The organism is Paraburkholderia tuberum STM678 (genome assembly GCF_902833905.1).
Classification (GTDB): Bacteria; Pseudomonadota; Gammaproteobacteria; order Burkholderiales; family Burkholderiaceae; genus Paraburkholderia; species Paraburkholderia tuberum.
Window position 1 is genome coordinate 71,489 of record NZ_CADFGP010000033.1, and the last position, 21,647, is coordinate 93,135.

A 21,647-nucleotide genomic window follows, 5' to 3' on the forward strand; every position below is an offset into this window, starting at 1 on the left:
GTCGATGCCAAACTACAACGTTCTGTTTGATGCTCAGGCGGCCGCTGAGGAAATCGTGCCGCGCGTCGTTGCGCGACACCGCTCAAAGGGTGTGCTGACCTGGAAACTGCTTCATCAGATGGAGGAGGAAGTGCTGTCCGAAGTCTCGTCCAGCGGACAAGTTCAGCGACCGGCTGCTACAGATGATCTGCGCGCCCGCCGTCCTGTCCTACCCCAACGACGACCGACCTGTGTTGTTCGAGGGCCATGACTTCCTGCCGATCGTCTTCGCCGCCATTGACCGCGCGTGGCGACAGGTTCACTGATTGCGAGCCGCCAACCTGGCCGGTTGAACGTTCTTGACGCGCGCGGGAGAGGCCCCTCCTTGACATCAGGTCGGTCTGCCGTAAAAAGCATCTGACCAATCCGCACGGGAACGAGGACGGCAGTGATGCACCGCAGACAACCAAAGATTTACGCGACCCTTCGCCGTCGCTTCTGCAAGGACGCGCTAAAACGCATGGGTTTCCAGTACACAAGCACGAGTGGCTCGACACTCGTCAAACTCGGAGCAATGCGGACCCCGTACGCCACGGCACGCCCGGACGGCGAATTCTGGCGCGTAACGCCGCTCGTCTCACCGCGGGTCTGGCGCCCGCGCTGATATACCGCCCCCACCCGGCGGTATATCGGGTCTTCGACGGCCCCGCTTTTCCGCAAACCGGCAGTCACGGGTGCGCTGTGCAGCATGCCCAACAGCGCCGACATCGACGCGGGCTGGAACCCCTTTTTGCTCGACAGTTCATGTGGTTAACGGGAGAGAGTCATGTGCTACGGAGACCCCGACAGATTACTGGAGCTTGTCATCGGCAAACGTGCCCTTCCGAAAAATGACCTGGGTCACACGCCGTTGGACGATTTTGAGCATTTCTGCGCGTACACAGGCTGCAGGGAACAGGACCTTGGTCCGCGAGCGTTCGCCTTCGTGCGGCTGGCGTACGTGACGGCGGGCCTGAACCGGCGCAGGTACAGGAGCGCCGGACTCGACGCGCAGCTGGAGAAATACTGCGCGGACATCAGCATGCTCCTTCGCGACCGCCCGCCCGGGACCACCGCCGACATCACAGGCGACGCCGTGCTGTACTGGGACGGCGGACGGTTGAACGGCGCGACGCTGTCTGAGGATGATGTCCGAGATGTTGCGCTGCCGCTTGAGCTGGAGGACATATTGCCCGGCGCTCGCGACGCTGTCGCGGAATGGCTGGCGCGACCGACATTCAGCTTTCGTCCGTCCCTCCTCGAATGGCTCGACCCCTTGCCACCCGGCGCGCTGTAGGCGTGACCAGCCGTCACACGCGTGAGGGCGATAGCATGAACCGGATGTGGACGTCCGGAGGCACGAGTTTTGGGTACGGCGATAACCTTCCGCCGCATAGATGGCCGCCACCTTGGGCGCTTCGTGGCAATGAGTACGCCGCCGATGGCAGCTATCCAATGGATATCGGCTTGCGGGTAGGCTCTCCTTTCGAAACGTGTGCAGCGACGTTTCCGCCTCAGCCTCGGAAAAGGCCCTCCAAGCTCCACTCGACGAACTAATATGACCCTGTGGATATGCCCAGCAGGAGTGCGTGATGGGGTCCGAAGCGATTTTTCTGGAGTCCCGCGTTCCATGGACCAAGGGCGTCTTTTTCCTCGGCTGCTTTGAACGACGTGTAACCCTGTATTCGCAACAGGTCCGCGCCCTGAATTTGGTCGACGCGATTCTTGAAACGCGGGAGATTCTGCCCCCTCACGGTGGACGTGTCGCTGTAATCGGGGGTGGCGCCAGCGGATTGACGACGGCGGCGGCATTCGCAAGGTCGGGCCTCGATTTGGCCCACATCGACCTCTATGAACGAACGCACGATCTGATGCATCTTCAGAGGGAATGCCGTGATCGATACCTGCACCCGCGGCTGTACGATTGGCCTCGAGACGGGTCGACAGAGCGAGATGCAAAGCTTCCGATTATGACGTGGACGGCGGGCTCGGCGAAGGAGGTTGCCGCTCAACTGTGGGCTGGTTTTGAGGAATACGCTGGCGCCTCCTCCAAAAAAGTCCAGGTCCACACCGGTCAATATGTCAGCGGACTGAAAGTCCAAGGCGCCTCAAGGAACTTCTTCAAGATCGAAGGCATTGGTGACGCAAACAATCCTTATGACGTTGTCGTGCTCTGCATCGGTTTTGGCTACGAGATCGGTATTGATAAACCAGGCGCGCCGTCATATTGGGACCGATTCCCGATTGCCGGAGCCATCTTGGCGCCCCCATCTGGCACGGATAATCATAAAATCTTTATATCTGGAAACGGAGACGGCGGGCTCGCCGACCTTGTGCTTTCCGCTTTTGTTCATATGTCGCATCAGGATCTGCATGAGTTTGTACTGAAATATCTTGACACTTCAGCGATGGATGACGTTCGGCGGTTGCTTTTGGAGGTGGAGGAATTCGCGTGGAAAGACAAAGCGTTCGACGTCTTCGAAGAGTACAAACAGAGAGTCGAGCCGTTACTTCTCGGAAACTCTGCTCTAATGGAGGCGACTCGCAAGAAGCTGCGAGCCGACGCCGAGATATGGTTCCACGTTGCAGGTCAACATTTGTTCAAACGTGAGAGCTCGATATTAAACAGGCTTCTCGCCTATCTAGCCATTCTTGCCGACAAGACGTCAACCCGCGAGGCTATGATACATCTGTGCAGGAATGCGTTAGAGGTGCCACGAGACGACGGCAAAATAGAGATCGAGGGAAACGAACCTTTTGTGGCCCGTTACACGTTTCGTCGTTATGGTCCAGACAAAGAGAAAAATCTCCGACCGTTCATAGACCTTGCCGATAGGATGCGGAAGCGCGATCCAGCTAAAGCCGATTGTTACCCGCAGACGCCCGAGCTTAGTGAGTCCGCATGGAGAAGGTTCAAGCATAGGTTCTACGAAAACCGACGCTTTTATGTGCCTCATGGCAAATACGACCACAAACGCGTCGCTGAGCTTGCAGCGAAACTCGCATTTTCTTTCGATAAGGTTGATACCTATGAAAAAACAAAAAAGTTATGTGAGGAATACAGCGCAATACAGATGTCCAACGATGCCGCTCTGATCAAAGTGGATGATGATCCGTTTTTAATGGACATGAGATATAAAGTCGGGGAGTATTTAGCGTGCACTGGTAACTTGATTGAGGGAAACGAACTGTATGAGCAAGCGTTCGAGATTTTTAAAACGGGCCGGACGAAGCTCGAAGAAAAAGATGCCGGAGAGTTGCATGTCGGTTTAATACACCAGCTCAGGGGTCATATCGACGAGCATCAAGAAGAGGTTGTCGAAGCCTCTTTCTATTTCGGTGTTGATTCCCCAAGGGCATTGCAAGCCCAAGTTTGTAGCGCATGTCGAATGATCGCTAAAAGGGACGATCAGCACCTCCGCAAAGCGGAGGGAGTTCTCAAGGCGATAGGCACAAGGGTAGGGGCTGAATCCGCCGGAAACCCGTTTCTCAGGATTTGCTATGAACTTCAATGCGCCAAGCTCTATCGGCGGCGGGCACAGATCGCGGCTTCGGACAGTGAGCGCAAAGGCCTTGCCAACGAGGCGCTCAAGGTGGTTAATGTAGCAAAGCGCTGGATAGAAAAGAATTCCGCGATAATGACAAGCAATCAAAGCGTCTATGTAAGCTACCTATGGGTATGCGAACTGATGGCGAAGGGGCTACTGCCAGAAACGGATCAACAAGCGATTTCAGAACTGCGGCACATTGTTCGGCAGCTAGTCGGGGCCCTTCCGCGAGATCTGGCATTTTGCCATTTCACCGAGAAGGAAATGACCATTGCAACAGGGGTCGCGCGAGGCCCTCAGCGTTTACTAAGCCGGACTGGAGGATAAGCCTCGCCAGTCGCCGTAGCCCGATACACCGAATTCCAGGAAGTACTGTCGACGCTCATTCCGTTGAACGGCTGCTAACAGTTTGAATTGCATGGCCGCTTTACCGATGAGAGCGACCTCTGAATGTCCGAACCTCGTTGTCGGCGAACGTCGCATCATGGGCGACCACGGAACAGCGCGGTTTCCCGTAACCGCCGACCGCACGGAGATTCGCGCCAGCGGAGCCAAGTCGGCCGCAGGGGCAGCAGCAACGCCTCACTCGCGGACCTGCTCCAGGTCCAGCGGATCGTCAGGATCTTCGCGTGGCAGGGCCACCAGGGGATTGCGACGATGGCAAACCGGGCAGATGAAGTAAATCCCTTCGTCGTCAATATTCGGCTCGGCCACCTGCAGAGTCGTTAGCATTCGACATCCGTTACATATCCACATGGTGACCTCCGACGAGACACCTCCCGTTATAGTTCACGCCGGCTACCCCCGCACGTGCCGCCGTGGCTATGGCTGCTGACACTCCGACTCATACCAATGATCGACCACCCGCTGCGCAGCCTGTAGATCGTCTGGATAGTACGGGTCGTACCACGGCGAAGGGTTATATCCCGCTTTCCTTAATGCACCCAGTTCGCTTTGGTGTTCCCGCATGGTCGGGACCGCATTGGTTCTGAGCGCCGTGAGGTCGTTGCACTCTGTTGCGCTGAGGTGCCGCCCGGCCTCCGGCATACCGCCGGTCCCGCAGCCAGCAACCGTAAGCGCAAGCGCAAGCGCAAGCATGAAGAGTGTCGCCGAGGCTTTCAGGGGCTTGGTCACGAGAGACCTCTTACTGAAAGCAGGGTCCGTTGCATGCCGCCGCTGCCAGCGTTACTGGTCGCCGCTGCCAAGCTCAGCATGCTTGTGCGAATGCGTGGCACCGTGAACAAGTTCGTAGTGCGCGCCCTTCCCCGAACGGGTTGGCGGAAAGTGCTCGCCTTCCACGCACGTGACTTCGAATTCGGCGGCGCCGCCGCCCTCCTTCACGACCTTGTAAATACCAGATGTTTTCACGGTTTCGCCGGGCTTATGCTGGTCTGCCATATGACCTCCTTTTCTTAGGTGAGAACCGTACCCAAGCAATGTCTGCACCCGATACATCCGCGGGTACGTGAACTGCTCGGCATAGCCACTCGCCGGGTGCGCCGAGAACGGACGTTGCAGTGCTAATCTGGGCGTATGGTTCAAAAACGCGCCCGCCGGCCGAAGCGCCCGGCTTTCTTCTGTTAAATCGGGAGACGCAGATGGCTGCCCGTTCGATTGCATCCCTTTCACTTTCATTTGGACTGGTGTCCATTCCTGTGCGGCTCTACTCCGCGACCTCGGCGTCCGAGACTATCAGCTTCAATCTGCTCGCCCCGGACGGCTCGCGTGTACAGCAGCAGTACGTGTCGAAGGCCACGGGAAAGGTGGTAGAGCGCACCGATATGCAGAAAGGCTACGAGTTCGAGAAGGAGAAGTTTGTCGTTTTCACGAAGGACGAACTGAAGGCGCTCGAGGAAAGCCCGAGTCACATCGTTGAGATTCTGGCCTTTCTGCCCGACCGGTCAATCGATCCCGTCTACTACGACAAGGCGTATTTCATCGCGCCCGACAAGCGCGGAGGTAAGCCGTACAGCCTGCTGAAGAAGGCTCTTCTCGCGAGTGAGCGTTGCGCACTTGCCAGTTGGAACTGGAAGGGCAAAACCCATATGGTTCAGGTACGGGCAACCGACGACGGGCTCGGTTTCCAGCAACTGCTCTGGGGCGACGCCGTTCGTTCGCTTAAAGACCTGGACATTGAGGACGCGCATGTCACCGAAAACGAATTGCAGCTTGCGCTGAAGATCAATGAGCAGGGCGAAGCCGACAGCTACGAGCCGGGCCAGTACGAGGACATCGAAAAGAAACGAGTGCTCGAAGCCATCGACGCGAAGATCGCGGGCAAGCAGATCGTCACGCCGCAGGAAGAGACGGCGACGGACAGCGGCCAGGTGATCGACCTGATGGAAGCATTGCGCGCCAGTCTGGCAAGAAACGCGAAACGCACCCCCGCGCCTTCGCGTGCGCGGCCAGCGGCGCCCGTCGCGGAACTCCCCGCCAAGCCGCGCAAGACCGTCAAGCGGGCTGAGAAGGCGGAGGCGCCGGCTGCAGCGCCCGCCAAGGCACGGGGCCGACGGTGACGCGCGGGTCTGCCGTGCATACTTTCTCGCTCCGGGAGGTGCAGTCGCTTCTGGGCGTCTCCCGCCGCGCCCTGCAGATTCTCATCGATGCCGGGTTCGTGCAGCCGTCACGTGGCGCGCGTAACGATCTGCGTTTCACTTTCAGGGAGGTCGTCCTGCTTCGCACGGCGCTGAAGCTTCGCGGATCGCGGATACCTCCTCGTCGCGTCCTGCAGGCGCTTTCACGAATCAAGGACCAACTACCCGACGTGGCGCCCCTGTCCGGCGTGCGCATTACAGCAGTCGGTGACGCGGTGGCCGTCACAGCGGGCGCGGCACAGTGGGATGCTGTATCGGGACAACTCCTGCTCGACTTCGAGGTTGCGGACGTCAAAGGCGACGTGACCTTTCTGGACAGGGCGCCAACCAGCCAGAGCGCACGGAGAAAGCAGGCGCAAGACTGGTATTCGCTTGCGGAGCAACTACAGGCTACGGATGCGGTCGGGGCCGAGGCCGCGTACCGCAAGGCGATCGAACTGTCACCGGAGCCGGACTTTCACGCGTACAACAATCTGGGCGCTTTGCTCGCCGGCGATAGTAGCCGCTGCGGACACGCGCTGAAGGTGTTCGATGAGGCTCTCAAACACTTCGCGGATGCCGAACTGTTGCACGCCAACCGCGCAGTGGTGCTTGAAGAAATGGGCCGGCTCGAAGATGCGGCCACCAGCTATCTGCGCTGCGTAGAAATCAACGAGAAAAACGACCAGGCAGCCTTCGAGCATGCTTTGCTTCTTGAAAAGCTCAGGCGCTACGAGGAGGCCATGCAGGCATACGCCCGCTGCCTCGACATCAACCCGGGAAACGAGGAAGCGTTGCGCCACCTCACCGAGTTGCACGAGCAGAGAGGGGACACGCGAGCCGTTATCCGTCACCTGAGCGCATGGCGGCGCTCCAATGGGTGAGACTCCCCTGCCGATATGCCACCCCGGCGAATGAGTCAATTCCCACGGCGCCCCCGCTTTCTCATCATGTCGTTTCCTACCCGACTCAATCGACCTTGATAACTTCGAGATCGTACTCAGTCATCCAGTCGGCTCCAGCGCCGCCGTCGCTTGTCACAACGCCGTTATCGAGTTGATTGCGAATCTGTTCCTCGAATTCATCGAGCGAGTCACATTCCATCGCTTGAAGGTCCGCGTCCGAAACCTCAATCCTGATAATCATTCTTCGTCCTTTTCTATCGTTGTGCCGCGTTCGCGGTTTTTCCTACTCGAAGTCCGGGTCGACGATGTGGCCACCTCGCGGGCCGGATTCCGGAGCCTCGGGCCGTATCCGTTTTCGCTCGCGCGCCAAATGTTTTCCTACAGTTCGTGACTCGCGAGCCACATCAGCGCGCCGTTCCTTTCGCTGCCCGCGATAGCGGTCCAGGTGTGACCTTGCTCATCTACCGCAATGCATCCAGGTTGCCAGTGTTCGGGATTGCGGAGCTTGTTCACCCAGTTCTGAACCTCGCCGTCGAACAGCACTACCACACCGCCGCGACCGACGTATCCATTCTCTTGCCGCCAACGGTGTGCTATGTCGATGGGCGTTGCCATGCTTTCCATTATGAAAACGTCAATACGACTTCGGTGCGCTCGGCGTGAACTTGCCGGTTTTCCATTATTCAGGATGAAACTCTTGCGAGAGCACTTCATCGACGGTCCACGGCAACACTTCCGGGAACACGTCAAGGTCGAGCCCCGTTTCATTGCTTGCAATGCTGCGCGCCTTTGACCAAACGATATCCAGCCACGCCGCGTCGTTGAACTTGCCGCGAAGGCTCGGCGCTTCGTCCAGAACGTAGGCCACGTCCTTACGCTGCGTGCGGATTGTGAACTGCCAGCTCTTGCTACGACGTGACGGCTGAAACTTCCACTTCAGCAGATGAGCCAACAGGACCGACATACGGCTTGCCAACTCGCGCTGTTCGCTCTTGCCCACGTCTTCGATCTCCTCTGCGATGTGCTGAACGTCGATGGCAGTCAGCTTGCCAGCGCGCAGAAGTGCCGCTTGCTCGTTTGCCCATGCCACCACGTCCTGTTCGTATCTCGTTCCCATGACCGTTCCATATCGAGACAATGGTTAGATTATCGGTGCACACGTGCACCATGTAAACGTCCTTTCGAAGCCTTCGCTAGCGTCTTCCGCGCATGCTCCAGAACGTTGTTCGGGCATGCTCGACGCCTGGCGCTATCGGGCGCCGCGAGATACGCCTTCCACGTCGATAGCGCAATGGGAAACGCTTGCCCCCGGTTCAGCGCCGCGAGCGCATCGGCTTGCGTAAGGCCTGCCTGTTCAATGAGGGTGCGCAACGCAACGCCGTTATCAGAAACCTCGTTCATAGCCGTTGATAAGTGGTGTACAAGTGCACCAAGAATATCATGGGAAACACCGCCTAATAATGCATCTAGCGGGACTTGCGGTTTCACTGCATCCCGACGGCGCGTCGCATGGCGGCGGTGATGCCTTGTCGCGTCTGCCAGTAGCCCAGCCACGGGTCCACTTCCAGCGACCGCTGGCGCGCGACCGCTTTTTTCATCGTCCACTCGTCGCCGCGGCTCACCTCTTTCAGTTCGTCCCACGAGACAGGCATGGATACGCCCATCCCTGACCTGGCGCGGACCGAGAAGGCCGCAACAGTGCTTGCTCCGCGACTGTTGCGCAGGTAGTCGATGAATATCTTGCCAACGCGGTTCCTGGGCCCGAGCACTGCGGAAAAACGCTGCGGCACGACCCGCGCCATGTGCCGAGCGACCGCGTGAGCGAAGGCCTTTGTTTCGCTCCACCCCTGACGGCGGGTCAACGGCACAACGACGTGAAAGCCTTTGCCCCCGCTCGTCTTTGGAAACGAGCGTCGGGCGCGACGGCGTTCCACGTGTGGAACTCAATGACATTCATTTGTGCCAATCCGATCAAGGCCACTTCGCTGCCGGCGACCAGTAACGGAGGGTGCCGCGGGTGTAGTTCGGGAGGTAGTTCGATCACGCCGGGAATCCGCGTTTTCTCGCTGTGCTTCTGGAAGAAAAGCTCGCCCTTAATCCCGTCTGGCGCACGCACGAGCGCGAGCGGACGGTTATGCAGATGAGGCATTGCCCATTCTCCGATCGCTGCGTAATACTCCACGAGTTCCTTCTTGGTGTGGCCAGTGACCTCGTCCAGCACGCGCTGCGGATTGGTAATCCGGATGCCGCCGATCTTCACCGCGCCCTTGGCGCCCGGCACTTCCCGTGTAGAGCCGGCGGCGGCTTCCCTTGGCTCGTCGTACTCCACGGCAACCATAGGTTCTTCCGTAACCGATGACGCCGCCTTGTCGTCACGGACCGCATGAAAGACGGGGTGACGCACTTCGCCGCCCGGCGTCCATTCGAGAAACGAGCACTCAGCGACGATCGACGGGCTAAGCCATAGATGATCCCGTTCTTTTTCTGGCTGCGGTGGATTGTAAAAAGCTGTCTGTTCGCAGCGCAGGGATTCTGCTCGCGCAAGAAACGCGGACGCAGCGCGGGAGGAAAAGTAAGGTCTTACTCTGCCCGCGTAGCGCAACGAGCCGTCCTTTTCATGCACGCCCAGTAGCAGCGAATGCACGCCCGCCCGCGCCCCTTTCGTACGGGTGAAGCCGCCGACCACGAACTCCTGTTTGGCGTGGCACTTTAGTTTGATCCAGTCCGTCGAGCGGCCTGAACGATAAGGCGCGTCCGCGCGCTTGCCGATGATCCCTTCGAGCTTCATCTTGCATGCGGAGGCGACAAGAGACACAGGGTCCTGCGGAAAGTCTTCCGAAAAGCGGATCGCGTCGGACGTGGCTCCTTCCATCAGGTCGCGCAGGAGCGCCCTGCGCGATCGCAACGGCTGCTCGCGAAGGTCCGTCCCGTTCAGCCAGAGGATGTCGAACACGAACATGACGATTTCAGCGGTGCTGCGCCGGTCAAACGCGTTTTGCAACGCGTTGAAGTCGGGGCGCCCGCTGGAATCAAGCACGACGGCTTCGCCGTCGAACCACGCATCGTCGACTTGCAGTTCGTTGCACGCCTCGGCCAGCCGTGGCATGCGCGATGTCCAGTCGTGGCCATTACGCGTAAAGATCTGCGTTGCCCCGCGCGCAATGCGCGTCATCACCCGGTAGCCGTCGAATTTTATTTCGTAGGACCAGTCGCCGCCCTTTGGCGGACGGTCTGCGAGCGTCGCCAGCTGAGGCTCGATCAGGGACGGCATCCCCGCTTCCGCCCGGGCCGACGATGGCCGAACACGTGCGGAGGGCGCGCGGCTCCAGCGCCCCATGTAACACGCCCGCCTCGCGCGGTGGCGCGTCTCTGAGCCACTCGATAAGTTCGGGACGGCTGCTGAACGCGGGAGCAGAAAGCCAGTTTTCAAACGTTGGCTTCCATTCCTCCCACACGTAGTCGTCTATGTCGAACTCTTCGTCGATAGCCCCAGTCCCGCGCTCACACAGGAAGGCAAACACGACCGCGTCCCCGCCCCAGTACGCGACCATACAGTCGCTAAGGTCCGCTGCGGTGCCAACCGGCACATCGCGGAGCATCATTCCAAGCTGGCTGACAAATCGTTCGCGCGTCATCGTGTCTCCTGAGACCCGGGCGGTTGATTGGAAAGCGCAGGTGCGCTGGCCGACGTCCGGCAATAGTCGCACAGCACGTTCTGTACCGAAGCCCACCACCCGCTAACGGGCGGCCGGACTAAAAGATACCTGGCGCGCTTTCAAGTTTCTCGACGTCGCGCCGTTAAAGAGAAAGCTGCAATCCTTTCGGCCGACCGATGTATTTCAAATCTCGAAGCCGTATTGACCCACCGCCCATTATGCGCCGGGTCTTTATGCCTGACTCGCGTAACGCGCCAGCACTTGACACTGCTCTGTGATCCATAAAATCAACTGGACTCACTGAGGACTTTATGGCACCACACTCTGAAAAATCGGAATTTCCGCTGAGCGCAACCTTACGTGGGAAGGTCGCCGCTCTCAAGGCGCTCATGCCCGCGCTCGCCATTGCCGTTACCGGCCTTGCAGCATCCGCACCCGGCGTTGCAACCGAACGAGGCGCACACATCGGCTGGACAGTTCATCAGCCGACGCGCTTCATCGTCTCCGGTGTATTGCGGCAGGACGGCACATCGGACGTGATCAAGCCGGTTCACGGCATCGTCACGGCGGACGATAGCGAAGCAGCGGTGTCGGCTTTCTCGCAAACCACGCGTCGGCAGTACCCGGGCTATACGCTTATCGCAACGCTTGCCTCGCCGGTTCCGGCAGCGGGCACATGCGAAAACAGCATCTAGCAATTCCACGCAAGACATCAATGCCTGTATCAAAGAAACGCAGAAAGCTGGCCAATGCAAGCGCGGAGCAGGCCACAAAGAAACGGCTACTAACGTCACCGCTCGCACGCGCCGAGGCAGACCGGATCGTCCTGCATATCCGCGTTGGCCTTGAAGCGATCCGCTCTGGTCACAACGACGAGACAGCGCTGCTTAACCTGCAGTCGGTGGTGCTGCTCACGGAAATGCTGACGGCCGAAGGGCGCGGCGCCTTGCCGTTGGACATGATCCGCGAAACAGGCCGGCAGGTCGTACATCTGATCGAAGGAGGCAAGGACCGGGAGCAATGGACCGTACCCGCCGTATTGAGCGACGACCTGATAGCGATCGTCAACGAGTACGACCGGATAATGCATCAGGTGCCATTGCAGGCCGTGCTTGCGGCCACAGGGAAACTGGAACGTCTTGAAAAAAATGACCCCCGTTATTTCCGTTGCATGCGCGATGACGAAGGCGCGATGCCCTGAGTTGACGCGCGAACTTTTCATAACCAGATTGCGGCGAAAACCCGCCCCAATCGCCAGCCAGTCGCTGGCGCCTTTCTTGACGACTCTCAACCACAAAGGATCATTATGCGTTTGTTGCTTGCCATCGTTTTCCCATGGCTTCAGTTTTTCACGATCGGACGTCCCTTTGCAGGAATCATCTGCCTGCTGCTGCAGTTCACGCTGATCGGCTGGATTCCGGCCGCGATCTGGTCGGTCTATGCGTTGAGCCAGTACAAGACTGACAAGAAGATCGAGCGCGCTCTCGCGACTCGCGGATAAATTAGCCAGTCAACGCGCTCAGTCCACGAGACACCCCATGTCTGATGTAGCCTCACAGACCGAATGGAAGCAGGATTCGCCCTATGGCTGGTCGCACCCTAGCGGCTGGACCATCGGGCGATACGTCGTCGCTGGCGTACCGCGCTTCATGCTGTGGGAGGGTCGCGACCACCGGGGCAACTTCGATAGCCTCGACGCGGCTCAGGCCCAGCACCGCCTGCACACGAAAGCATAGGAGAATTACATGTCGACTTACCTTAAGCTCAAGACAGAGCTCGCGACGCTAGACCGCGAAATCGACATTGCGCTCGCCAAGGAAAAGGCCGGAGCCATTCGCGAGATCCAGGCCAGGATGGAGGAGTGGCATATCCCGCTGCACGACCTTCAGGAGGCGCCGGGCCGTCGTCGACCCAGGGTCAGGCAGACCGGCGCTCAGGAGCCGAAGTACAGAGACCCGTCCAGCGGAGCCACCTGGAGTGGACGTGGACGCGCGCCCGGCTGGATGGCGGGCAAAGCCCGTGCGGCCTTTGCGATTGCGCCGCCCGCGAATGCAGTAGCGGATAGCCGGTAGTCCGCCGGGGCACCATGCCCCATGCTGTTACCATTTCGTGAAGCCCGTTCAATGATGGCGGGCGATCCAACGGAGCGATGGACAAGATGGCGTCAAGCCGGAAGCGCGCAGGCGAGAAAAAGATGGCGCGCAGGCCACTTACCAAAACGAAGCTGTTGCCGATGAGCGCCGCACTGGCGCGCGAGCGGTCACTGTCCTATCACGTCGCGCTGGACTGCTGGCGTCGCGGCCACGGCAATGGTCGCATCGTCAACGAACTTACCCGGGCGACTTACATGGCGTGGTTTCTTCAGTGCGCCGGGTATGGCGGCGAACCCGTCGAACTGTTCAAGGCCGCTGAGTGTGTCGGAGAAATCACGTTGATGAAAGCGCACGAGAGCGGTAGGCAGGACGGCTGGTTACTCGACGAAGACTGCGTTTCCACGTTCACCGCGCTTCTCGCCCTGCACGACGCCCAGCTACGCACCGCCCCGCTGCATCAGTACGAGGGTGCCGAGCGGCGCCTGCTCGCCTTCCTGCAAGGACCCGAGCGCTCCCCCATTCCTGCTCCCATCGACTGACGGAGGAAAAGGTCATGTGTACCAGCTACGAAGCGCCCGGACAGATGGAATTCGAAGCGTTCAGCCTGTTCCCCAAACCCTCATTTGAATACCGCCGCGAGATCTACAAGGATTACGCTGCCCCGATTTTCCGCCACATCGACGATCAGCTATCGACCGACGCTGCAACCTTTGGAATGGTCCCACGCGAGCGGATTCCGCCCGGGGTGAAGGTCTTTGACACGATGAACGCGCGGGCCGAGACTGTTGGTCAGAAGCGCAGCTTCAGCGGAGCGTGGAACCGGCTGCAACTCGCCCTTATCCCGTGTCACAGGTTCTATGAGCCATCGTATGAGACTGGGAAGGCTGTACGTTGGCGCATCGGGCTGGCTGACGGCAGCGCATGTGCCATAGCGGGCCTATGGCGCGCGTGGGACAACCTGGACGGCTCGCAGCGCTTGTCCATGACCATGTTGACTGTCAATGCCGACGAGCATCCGTTGATGAAGCGATTTCACAAGCCCGGCGTCGAGAAGCGCGGCGTCGTCGTGCTTCCGCAATCCGAGCACGTCGACTGGCTTTCGTGCCGAAGCACTGACGAAGCCAGATCTTTCCTGCGGTTGCTGACAGCCGATGCCTTGAAGGCGGAGCCATACCCGCTTCCGCCACGCGCACGGACCGCGCCTGCCCCGGACCAGAGCGATCAACCGTCCCTTATCTAGCTGACAGGGCCGACTCCAATCCGTGCATCTCTCGCACCGTCGGGCCAAAAAAGATCGTTCTCTACGGGTTTTCTCGGGTGCCAACTTGCCGACAGGCAGTAGTCGGCCATGAAACGTCATTCGCCCGCACCGTCGCTCGGACATTCAGGCGTCGGTTCCACTCAGGAACCGGCCATTCAATTCGCAATGGTAAAGTGTTGCGTATCGCCTTAGCTGACCTTAGGCAACCTATGGCCGCGGGGCCGCTGCGGGTCGCTTTGCTGACGTTCGCAAACAGACGTCGACGAGTGGCAATTCTGACTAGCGGTGAATAAGTTCCACGCATCCAAGCAGACGCTCATACCGACAGAGAGCTAACGGCAGGTCTCGGCATGCGGACAGCGAGCAATCTATGTCGTAGGCGAAGGCCAGACGTTGGCCGATCGCCATCTTCTCGACTGATCGCTCGTGATTGCAGTGAACCTCCGACCTATGTTTTCTTCTTCAACGATAAGATTGGACGATCTTGCCCGCTCGACGACGACGGTTTGACACCGTCCGTAACTTTGCCACTATCAGCCAGGAATGCAAATTCCCTTTGCGCGCTAAATGGCTCTACTGTGTGACTGCCGTGTAACAGCTTCACATTGCTCTTAAAGACAAGTCGTTGAAGTACTTCAGTAGCAGACGCAACATGTAATGGATGAGAGGAAATGAGCCCAACAGGCACTGTTATCGGGTGATGTGCCAGATGGAAGTGATAAAGCACACAAACAAAGCGGTCTGGTATCAAGAAAATCTCAACGTCACCATCCATGACAGTCTGGCTTGAACAGAAAAGCCGTGGAAAGATATCCCGATACACATTGGATAACGCCTGCTGGTCCGCTCGCTCTTGCACCACAGTTCTAATACCGACCTCGTGTCGACGCGATTGGTCATAGCCTGTCGGAATCATCAATCTGTGCAAATCCTGTATCAAATCCTTTGCCGCCCTTGATCGCGACCACATTGACGAACGAGGCCCCAGCCACACGCCCGACACTGCATCGTGGCCCCCTTCACCGTCCGCCTGCTCCTCTTTAGTCCACGCCCGAACCCATTCTCTGAGTATTTTCGCATTCTTCTTTAAGTGCAACGCGCCCAGAATGGGTGTAACCCTCGGATCCTCGTAAGCTACCGTCTTTCCCACGTGCAAATCGTGTACATACTTTCTCAGATCGAAGCTCCCTTCAACAAGGTATTTCCCAAGAACTTCGTAATCGAACCGTCGAACGAAAACTTCGAAATCGCGATTTGAGCGACGGTCCTGGTTCGCCATAGCGTCTGAAATTGCTTCCGCTATTTCAAGTCGGTCTCCAAAACTCGCGTCATCTATATCGCGCCGAATATCGATCTGACCATCGAAATTAAGACGGAATACGCAAGGCAGAGGTATGCTAAATCGCTCTGCAGCTTCTACTTCGCTGATCTTGTAAATGTCAGCTCGCTCTTTCTTGCAGATCTGATTGAAGTACTTCTGAAAAGATTTTTCCGCCCACTGGAGCGTCTTCGCCTGCTTATCGGCATCCTTGATCTCCAGTTCAATGAGCGAGCGGGTTCGGTGGATTCGCGCAGGTCGCTCAGCCGGGCTGAAGCTGATCAGGTCGAACACAACTTCTGAACTCCAGTCTTGAATCTTAAAGAAACGTGGGAGATTGTCAGAGCTGTCCTGAAACCTTGCCTTCGCGTAATTGGTAAGCTCAAGTTCCTCCTCGTGCCACTGAATGAGTCGCTCGTCCAGAAGTGCTTTCACAACAGCGGCAGTTTCCTTCTCTGAAAATCCGAAGAATTCCTGCAGTTGTGCTGGCGTTATCGAACCGCATACAAATGTAATGCGTAGCGCAAACTCCGTCACAACGGGCAACGACTCTTCTGCACTTATTGAGCAAGACACGTTAAATTTTTGTGCAGGGATTGCAAACGTAATTTCCCCGACCGCAAGGACCTCATTGATATTAGCTTCTTCAAGAGCAATCATGCTTGATCCCGCCCGATGTTGACCGCATCCACGATATCAAAGTTAATACCGTCTCGGTTTGCTTCGATGTATGCCAGAACTTTGCCCATTGGGGAATCCCGATGTGCATCTCTCCACATTCTCGTAGCGCCGAGGATGATGAGCCGATCCATGGCACGTGATATTGCGACGTTGATACGCTCCGGGCTCTTCAGAAATCCTTGGTCCGTTAGTCCGTTGTTTCTGGTCGTAGCAACAATAATTATGCGATTCTCTTTCCCCTGATAGCTGTCGACGGTGTCGATCTTTATCAGGTGTCTATAGCCGGTTGCCCAGTCCTGTTCGCTCAACATCTTGATCAACAATCGCTTCTGCTCCGCGTACATGCATATGACGCCAATAGGCTTCTCATCCTCTGAGATATCGTCCAAGAGTTCGTTGATGAACTTCTCTGATATGCAGATAGATCGCAGAAGCTCCAGAACCTCGCGAGCTTCGAACAGGTTGTCGATCCGAAAAGAATCCCGTTTGCGCTCCCAAGACTGTCGGCCAGCGGCAGATGTATCAACCCATGTGACGATCGACTTGACAAGTTCCGGCAACTCGGCAAACCACGATTTTGGATAACCTCGACCAGGTGCAAGAGCTACAGGATAAAAGCAGGCTGATACGAGCTCTCCAATCGGCGGAGCCATCCGGTATTGTGTTTGCAATGTTGCACCGACAGCTCGACCATAATCAGACTCGAAAGCCCGCTCAAAGTCACTTCGAGTAAGGACTGATCTATCGTCCCAAGCCAAATCTGACGCAATTTTGTGTTCCAGCGCTCGGCCATATAAAGGGGGCAATTGACGATGGTCGCCCACGAGAAGCACGCGTCTCCCCGCTTGTATTGCCACGGCAAGCTCTCCAGGGGTTGCACGCGCAGCTTCGTCGACGATAACCCAATCGTACCGGTTTGCGGCGACCCCAAACTGCGATCGCCCGAGGCCGACACAAGTGCCGCATACCAGCGAACGGGTCTTTGCGAGAAACTCTTCGAAATTTCCGCGCAATGTCCCAAGCCGTTCAACCCATTCTCGCGCTATTGCAATCACTTGATCGACGCGCGCGATCGCGTCCGAGGAGGTGATTGAGTGGCGCCGCAACATGTCTGCTCGCAATGAGTCAAGGACTTCGTCCGCTTGGTCATCTACGGTCGCACCGAACTTCTCGTGCGCAATTATCTTAAAGCGGCTAACCCGCTGGGCTAGTCTCGCAGTCAGGGAAGAACGTTCCGGACTGCCGTCTGGCATCGTTGAACGTCTAGCATCAAGCTTAATTATCTCGCGCGACAGACGCCCCAAATCGAAATCAAGATCGAACCAGTCGTTGACGAATGCGCTCGGCAAACCCAAATTCCGACTGAGCGAACCTACTCGCAGCCTCATCTCTGAACGGAATAGATCTCGATAAGCTTGCAAAATGGATGAAGCGTGATGCGGAATCAACTGTTCGGATACCATCCCTTCTGCGCCGAAACGGACTAGATCCAATGGCAGGTTTGTATGCTGGCAAAGCTCGATCACCTTTTCGGCGGCATTGTTTACCGCTTCATGAGACTGACTCGCCAACAGTATGCTTTGCGCACCTTCAGATAGCGCATAGTGGATGAACGATGCGATGAACGAAGTCTTTCCGGTCCCGGGTGGCCCCTGTAGCAAACTTAGTGGGCCGTTGGACCACAGCGACCGGAACGCTTCACGCTGTTGGTCATTAAGAGTAAAGACCACCCTTCCGTCTTCATCGTATCTATCGTAGGCGTCCAAGTCTGCGTCGGTCGGAGGGGGCGCAAGATTCAAGGGCGCAGGACAGCATAGAGGATCGAAGTAGTCGATAAGATCGGGAACTACCGATTCACGATTCAAGATTCGATTTACAGCCAAGCGTCGACGGCGGAACGAAGAGAAGTCCTGCTGACTCCGCAGTTTGATTTTCTCACCGAGCGCCTGCTGTAGGCGAAACGATGGATTGTTCAAAACAAGGACAGACATCGTGGTTTCTTTTATATCCAGTTCGCCAACCCGTATCAGCTCCCCGTTTATTTCCTGCAACGCCTCTACCTTGGTATCCGGATCGTAGTCGAGCGCCTCGCCTTCGTTGGTGTAGGGAATCCGGACGGATCCACTTCGTCCGAATTCCTTTGCGACGGGGCCGGCGATCTCCACTTCGGGAAGTGTTGCCTCTTCCGCGACCAGGATTGCGTGCCAAATGTCTGTGGTTGCTGGAGCGGGGCGCGGAACTGCATCTGCATGGTCAGTTTTCCGCTCTTCCTCGATGGCGTCCTCAGAGAGGTCGAGAATGCGTGCCCGAGACTGTCGCATCGCATCTTGAACTGCCGTCATCGATCCCAACATATCGAGCAAGTAGGAGACGTCATCTGCTGGACCGGGTGCAATTTCGATTGCGGCGCGTAGAGTCGACACAGCCTTATTCGCGGCCTGTACAAACTGGCTATGTTGAACATCCTGCAGTAACACGCGCGACGGCTCCATGCTTTCCGTATTTAGGCTGATCAGAAGCCTTTTTCGCACCCCCGAGACTGATACCATGATGCTGGGCGTGCGCTGACTGGTTTTGACATCTTCGACATAGACCCCAATGTGAAAATGATCGTTGTCACCAATCATTGGAATTGCAGAGGTATGTCGGGTGACCTTGACTGTCACCTTTTCGATTAACGCCGTTGCAACCGGCGCGAAGATCGCCTGCAAAGCATCCTCGATGCGGTCTAGCGCGTACACTTTCAGTTCGCGCTTCAAGCATGTGGCGACCTCCGCTCGCACAGGCTCTATTTTAATTTCCCCCCAGTCTTCTACCCTATCAATAAGCTCCCCGCAAATCTTGGCGACAGCAAAGGCATCGCGCTGATCTAAAGGAGTATCTTCATAGTCTACAGGGACATATGCCGGAGTATGTCCGGCCTGGACAGCGCCAGGGAACAGATCGATCGCGTCGATGAACCGTATCGACTCTGTGTCAATCAGAACATTGGAAGGGTGAATGTCTCCATGATCGAAGCCAAGCCCATGGATATGTCGCGTCGCTTTTACAAGTCTGAGACAAAGCGAGACAATGTCCGTTGCGTTCAACGCATCAACGTCCACTTCCGAAAGCGGCGTTCCTTCCAGCCAACGCTGAACTAAGTAAGGTCCTGGGGCGGACAATCCGAAGTCGACGACGTCAGGCAATACGCTACACGGCTGGCTCTTGAGCAAGCGGGCCTTTTCGAGGAAACGCTGAAGCTCATGGGCTTCTTCGGGCCGTTTTGCGTCCGGTCCTTTGCCGTACCAGATTTTGACCGATACGGGTTGCCCAAAGAGACTAGACTTATACAGATGACCGCGTGCTTGCTTTAGATTCTCCTCAATCGGGTATTGAACCATGGGAACGACCTCGGTTCTGAACGCCTCAAAAAACCGCATATCAATGCCCACAGGCTTTTCACCGTGAACCTGGATCCTGTTGAGTTCGTTCAGCATCGATCGCGCATTTGCAAAACGATCGGCCGGAATCAGGTCAAGGGCGACAGAGAACCAGTCTGCAAGCCGTCCTTCGAAAGGGTCGTCCGGTTTCGGAGCCCAAACATAGATCTCGCTTTCCTTGGACGGTGCCGCGAGATAAAGCAGTTGATGCGCCACGACACCGAGTAGGTAGACGTCGCGTCGGAAAGGATCACTGGCTTCACCTGCTCCAAGATCCGAATCCTCGGGCAAGACCGCCTTTCCAGCTCGCAACGCGTCGCGTAGGCCGCCCACCGTCCCGAACTCAGGAAAGTAGGCTGTGACGAACCCAGAAAGCGAGACCTTTGAGGGTTTCTCTAGCCAGATGCTATGATCACTGACGTCGCGGTGTGCAACGCCGATGTCGTGAATGTCAGCTAGGTGAGACAGCAACACCTTCACCAGAATGAGGCGCTCATCAAGCGATAGGTCCACACCGTATCGATTCATGAACTCTCCGAGCCTCGCCTGTCGAGCGGGAAGTCGATATAACTCGCAGAAGTCCGCGTCGATGTCGTCGCGCGTTGGGTGAGACAGTGGCGGAAGAACTACCGTATCGAGACTCTCATTTTGTTCGTGAATGAATCCGAGGACCTTGTGCTCGCGAAGTGCGACTTGCGCGCGTTCATCCACTGTGTCTGTAATTCCGGCAAGAACAGTGAAATCCCATCTCCGAAGCAACGCCTCATGACGCTGATCATCTTTTTTCGCCGACTTATATTCCTTGTAAAGTCCGTCTGGGTGAGCAAATGTGGCCTCACCTACGATCTGGAAATTGTTGAACGAAAATCCCGACGGCTTGAAATCTCGGCCTCGAAAAAAAGGGGTAAAAACCGGTATGTGTTGACAGGGGGTCACGACACCAGCTTTATCCCCAAGTATCTGCCGGTACCCGTTTGGCTTTGCAATCTTTAGAAACTGATCAAGCGTGAGTACATACGCTTTCTCGTCGCTCGAAATTTCCGAAAAATCGGCGCCACCGCTAATAACAACTCGATAGTCGATCCATACAGCCGCAGCCGGCCCCTTCAGACGATTTTTAATTTTTGTCGAAAGAATTTTCCACTTATCGGCCATCACCAGCACCGGTGAGCGCCCCATGTCATCGCCGTTTTGCAGCCAATGGTCTTGCATCGGCTCAATCTTGCCCCGCCACTTCTTGAGCTCGACAATGAGAAGGCGATCGTGCGTAAGTAGCACTAGGTCAATCTCGCGGTCCCGGTAGGTCGTGTCCATCATCATAAAGCCAGCGTAGCCTTGCCATGGCTGACTGTATTCAGACGCGTTGAAGGCCTGGCGCATCTTCTCCATCGCTTCCTTCTCGGAAGGATGGATCCCGTCACTGCTTATATAGTCGATTTTCATGTTGTTCTACTGATTCAAGTCGGTCGGCGCTCTCATCGCCGAAAGGAGATCCCGGAAGCGTTCTGCCCTATGCGGCTCGAGTTTGGCTCCGTTCGCCCGAACTCTTTTTTGCGAGTGACATAATACGACGATTTTCCCGGCGCAGGGCTCCGTTCGCGAGCTTGGCGAGGCCATCGAGTGATCTGCGTAACCAACCCAAGTATCAGGCTTATTTCGCAGCCGTCGTATTGAAAAGGCGACAGGCGAGAAATGGTAATTCAAGAGGGTTTGATACAAATGTTGATTAACAGGTGCGTGCTGCAATGTCATGCGCACGCATTCATTACTCGATGGAGGGTACTAGCATACTTTCCGCGCAAGTGGCAAGAGTACAGCCGATCAAAGGCTGCTGAGCGGCGATCATCAAACAGGCTGCCACTTCGTCGGCTCTGCATCCGACACCAGCCCCAGAACTCGAATCCGGTGAACGGCAGCAAAGGCCGGCAACTTGCCGACCAACTCGGCGAGACGAGCGTCCGTTACAGAGACGAGCGGCCGTTACACCCCGACGGACTAAACCGCTCGCGCGGTAATGGGCTACGGCTTTGGGTAGTGGTAACGGAAGGGAAACCGACTCTGTTTTCATGTTGATCGGCGAGGCAATCCGCCTCGTCATTCAACGGGAGCAGAGCCATGAGTCAGACCCTCCAGCCTATCAGCCCGCGGCGCCAGCGCATGATCGACGACATG

General features: G+C 57.0%; 20 protein-coding genes and 1 pseudogene. 12 read left to right on the plus strand and 9 right to left on the minus strand.

The features are described 5' to 3' along the window. Window positions 1-4: 4 nt before the first annotated feature. The 3 genes from HWY30_RS25810 to HWY30_RS25820 all read left to right on the plus strand — a co-directional run bounded on the left by HWY30_RS25810 (window position 5) and on the right by HWY30_RS25820 (window position 3,893). Window positions 5-250: a hypothetical protein gene (locus HWY30_RS25810; protein ID WP_244144996.1), complete on the plus strand. Its 246-nt coding sequence runs from the start codon at window positions 5-7 to the stop codon at window positions 248-250. 555 nt (window positions 251-805) lie between these two features. Next, window positions 806-1,315, plus strand: coding sequence for a hypothetical protein (locus HWY30_RS25815; RefSeq protein WP_090812884.1), 510 nt, complete (start codon window positions 806-808; stop codon window positions 1,313-1,315). 295 nt (window positions 1,316-1,610) lie between these two features. After that, window positions 1,611-3,893, plus strand: a complete 2,283-nt coding sequence (locus HWY30_RS25820) for a hypothetical protein (RefSeq protein WP_090812883.1) — start codon at window positions 1,611-1,613, stop codon at window positions 3,891-3,893. Between the two features lie 255 nt (window positions 3,894-4,148). Here the strand turns inward: HWY30_RS25820 and HWY30_RS25825 are convergent, their stop codons facing one another. From HWY30_RS25825 to HWY30_RS25835, 3 genes are all read right to left on the minus strand, one after another. Continuing rightward, on the minus strand, window positions 4,149-4,298 hold the full coding sequence (locus HWY30_RS25825; RefSeq protein ID WP_167368895.1) for a hypothetical protein: 150 nt from the start codon (window positions 4,296-4,298) through the stop codon (window positions 4,149-4,151). Between the two features lie 90 nt (window positions 4,299-4,388). Continuing rightward, the gene (locus tag HWY30_RS25830) at window positions 4,389-4,700 is read right to left on the minus strand and encodes a DUF4148 domain-containing protein (RefSeq protein ID WP_090812882.1); all 312 of its coding nucleotides are present in this window, start codon (window positions 4,698-4,700) and stop codon (window positions 4,389-4,391) included. Window positions 4,701-4,751: 51 nt separating this feature from the next. After that, a complete protein-coding gene (locus HWY30_RS25835; protein WP_090812881.1) occupies window positions 4,752-4,964 on the minus strand; it encodes a hypothetical protein in 213 nt (70 codons plus the stop codon). Between the two features lie 200 nt (window positions 4,965-5,164). Here HWY30_RS25835 and ku point away from each other — a divergent pair, with 200 nt between their 5' ends. Together ku and HWY30_RS25845 are read left to right on the plus strand one after the other, a co-directional pair. After that, complete coding sequence (gene ku, locus HWY30_RS25840; RefSeq protein ID WP_090812880.1) at window positions 5,165-6,082, plus strand: non-homologous end joining protein Ku; 918 nt, start codon at window positions 5,165-5,167, stop codon at window positions 6,080-6,082. A 14-nt stretch (window positions 6,083-6,096) separates the two neighbouring features. Then, window positions 6,097-7,023, plus strand: a complete 927-nt coding sequence (locus tag HWY30_RS25845; protein ID WP_167368894.1) for a MerR family transcriptional regulator — start codon at window positions 6,097-6,099, stop codon at window positions 7,021-7,023. An 85-nt stretch (window positions 7,024-7,108) separates the two neighbouring features. Here the strand turns inward: HWY30_RS25845 and HWY30_RS25850 are convergent, their stop codons facing one another. The 4 genes and pseudogenes from HWY30_RS25850 to ligD all read right to left on the minus strand — a co-directional run. Further along, window positions 7,109-7,285 carry a hypothetical protein gene (locus tag HWY30_RS25850; protein ID WP_167368874.1) on the minus strand — a complete coding sequence of 59 codons (177 nt, stop codon included), beginning with the start codon at window positions 7,283-7,285 and terminating at the stop codon, window positions 7,109-7,111. Between the two features lie 137 nt (window positions 7,286-7,422). Further along, on the minus strand, window positions 7,423-7,659 hold the full coding sequence (locus HWY30_RS25855; RefSeq protein WP_425199401.1) for a hypothetical protein: 237 nt from the start codon (window positions 7,657-7,659) through the stop codon (window positions 7,423-7,425). Between the two features lie 64 nt (window positions 7,660-7,723). Next, window positions 7,724-8,161 carry a DUF29 domain-containing protein gene (locus HWY30_RS25860; protein ID WP_090812877.1) on the minus strand — a complete coding sequence of 146 codons (438 nt, stop codon included), beginning with the start codon at window positions 8,159-8,161 and terminating at the stop codon, window positions 7,724-7,726. Window positions 8,162-8,528: 367 nt separating this feature from the next. Further along, window positions 8,529-10,381, minus strand: a pseudogene (gene ligD / locus HWY30_RS25865) (non-homologous end-joining DNA ligase LigD); the annotation flags it as partial. A 630-nt stretch (window positions 10,382-11,011) separates the two neighbouring features. Here ligD and HWY30_RS25870 point away from each other — a divergent pair. The 7 genes from HWY30_RS25870 (at window position 11,012) to HWY30_RS25900 (ending at window position 14,033) form a co-directional block, all read left to right on the plus strand. After that, window positions 11,012-11,395: a hypothetical protein gene (locus HWY30_RS25870; RefSeq protein ID WP_244144997.1), complete on the plus strand. Its 384-nt coding sequence runs from the start codon at window positions 11,012-11,014 to the stop codon at window positions 11,393-11,395. Continuing rightward, window positions 11,377-11,901, plus strand: coding sequence for a hypothetical protein (locus tag HWY30_RS25875; RefSeq protein ID WP_167368893.1), 525 nt, complete (start codon window positions 11,377-11,379; stop codon window positions 11,899-11,901). The genes HWY30_RS25870 and HWY30_RS25875 overlap by 19 nt, the downstream gene beginning before the upstream one ends. Before the next feature lie 105 nt (window positions 11,902-12,006). After that, a complete protein-coding gene (locus HWY30_RS25880) occupies window positions 12,007-12,201 on the plus strand; it encodes a YqaE/Pmp3 family membrane protein (protein WP_090812874.1) in 195 nt (64 codons plus the stop codon). 37 nt (window positions 12,202-12,238) lie between these two features. Next, the gene (locus tag HWY30_RS25885; RefSeq protein ID WP_090812873.1) at window positions 12,239-12,436 is read left to right on the plus strand and encodes a hypothetical protein; all 198 of its coding nucleotides are present in this window, start codon (window positions 12,239-12,241) and stop codon (window positions 12,434-12,436) included. Window positions 12,437-12,445: 9 nt separating this feature from the next. Continuing rightward, a complete protein-coding gene (locus HWY30_RS25890; protein WP_090812872.1) occupies window positions 12,446-12,772 on the plus strand; it encodes an H-NS histone family protein in 327 nt (108 codons plus the stop codon). A gap of 77 nt (window positions 12,773-12,849) precedes the next feature. Further along, window positions 12,850-13,332 carry a hypothetical protein gene (locus HWY30_RS25895; RefSeq protein ID WP_244144998.1) on the plus strand — a complete coding sequence of 161 codons (483 nt, stop codon included), beginning with the start codon at window positions 12,850-12,852 and terminating at the stop codon, window positions 13,330-13,332. 14 nt (window positions 13,333-13,346) lie between these two features. Further along, the gene (locus HWY30_RS25900) at window positions 13,347-14,033 is read left to right on the plus strand and encodes an SOS response-associated peptidase family protein (protein ID WP_090812871.1); all 687 of its coding nucleotides are present in this window, start codon (window positions 13,347-13,349) and stop codon (window positions 14,031-14,033) included. A 469-nt stretch (window positions 14,034-14,502) separates the two neighbouring features. On the opposite strand, the gene HWY30_RS25905 is transcribed toward HWY30_RS25900, so the two are convergent. Together HWY30_RS25905 and HWY30_RS25910 are read right to left on the minus strand one after the other, a co-directional pair. Next, window positions 14,503-16,032, minus strand: a complete 1,530-nt coding sequence (locus HWY30_RS25905; protein ID WP_090812870.1) for a hypothetical protein — start codon at window positions 16,030-16,032, stop codon at window positions 14,503-14,505. Continuing rightward, entirely contained in the window at window positions 16,029-20,918 is a 4,890-nt protein-coding gene (locus tag HWY30_RS25910; RefSeq protein WP_090812869.1) for an AAA domain-containing protein, read from the minus strand. The genes HWY30_RS25905 and HWY30_RS25910 overlap by 4 nt, the downstream gene beginning before the upstream one ends. Between the last annotated feature and the right edge of the window lie 729 nt (window positions 20,919-21,647).

Excerpts from the sequence above, each read along its gene's own strand:
- HWY30_RS25880 (WP_090812874.1), top strand. The coding sequence starts at position 12,007 with ATGCGTTTGTTGCTTGCCATCGTTTTCCCATGGCTTCAGTTTTTCACG.
- HWY30_RS25905 (WP_090812870.1), bottom strand. The coding sequence starts at position 16,032 with ATGATTGCTCTTGAAGAAGCTAATATCAATGAGGTCCTTGCGGTCGGG.
- HWY30_RS25890 (WP_090812872.1), top strand. The coding sequence starts at position 12,446 with ATGTCGACTTACCTTAAGCTCAAGACAGAGCTCGCGACGCTAGACCGC.
- HWY30_RS25860 (WP_090812877.1), bottom strand. The coding sequence starts at position 8,161 with ATGGGAACGAGATACGAACAGGACGTGGTGGCATGGGCAAACGAGCAA.
- HWY30_RS25855 (WP_425199401.1), bottom strand. The coding sequence starts at position 7,659 with ATGGCAACGCCCATCGACATAGCACACCGTTGGCGGCAAGAGAATGGA.
- HWY30_RS25870 (WP_244144997.1), top strand. The coding sequence starts at position 11,012 with ATGGCACCACACTCTGAAAAATCGGAATTTCCGCTGAGCGCAACCTTA.
- ku (WP_090812880.1), top strand. The coding sequence starts at position 5,165 with ATGGCTGCCCGTTCGATTGCATCCCTTTCACTTTCATTTGGACTGGTG.
- HWY30_RS25900 (WP_090812871.1), top strand. The coding sequence starts at position 13,347 with ATGTGTACCAGCTACGAAGCGCCCGGACAGATGGAATTCGAAGCGTTC.
- HWY30_RS25815 (WP_090812884.1), top strand. The coding sequence starts at position 806 with ATGTGCTACGGAGACCCCGACAGATTACTGGAGCTTGTCATCGGCAAA.
- HWY30_RS25835 (WP_090812881.1), bottom strand. The coding sequence starts at position 4,964 with ATGGCAGACCAGCATAAGCCCGGCGAAACCGTGAAAACATCTGGTATT.
- HWY30_RS25910 (WP_090812869.1), bottom strand. The coding sequence starts at position 20,918 with ATGAAAATCGACTATATAAGCAGTGACGGGATCCATCCTTCCGAGAAG.
- HWY30_RS25810 (WP_244144996.1), top strand. The coding sequence starts at position 5 with ATGCCAAACTACAACGTTCTGTTTGATGCTCAGGCGGCCGCTGAGGAA.
- HWY30_RS25895 (WP_244144998.1), top strand. The coding sequence starts at position 12,850 with ATGGACAAGATGGCGTCAAGCCGGAAGCGCGCAGGCGAGAAAAAGATG.
- HWY30_RS25875 (WP_167368893.1), top strand. The coding sequence starts at position 11,377 with ATGCGAAAACAGCATCTAGCAATTCCACGCAAGACATCAATGCCTGTA.
- HWY30_RS25825 (WP_167368895.1), bottom strand. The coding sequence starts at position 4,298 with ATGCTAACGACTCTGCAGGTGGCCGAGCCGAATATTGACGACGAAGGG.
- HWY30_RS25850 (WP_167368874.1), bottom strand. The coding sequence starts at position 7,285 with ATGATTATCAGGATTGAGGTTTCGGACGCGGACCTTCAAGCGATGGAA.
- HWY30_RS25885 (WP_090812873.1), top strand. The coding sequence starts at position 12,239 with ATGTCTGATGTAGCCTCACAGACCGAATGGAAGCAGGATTCGCCCTAT.
- HWY30_RS25820 (WP_090812883.1), top strand. The coding sequence starts at position 1,611 with ATGGGGTCCGAAGCGATTTTTCTGGAGTCCCGCGTTCCATGGACCAAG.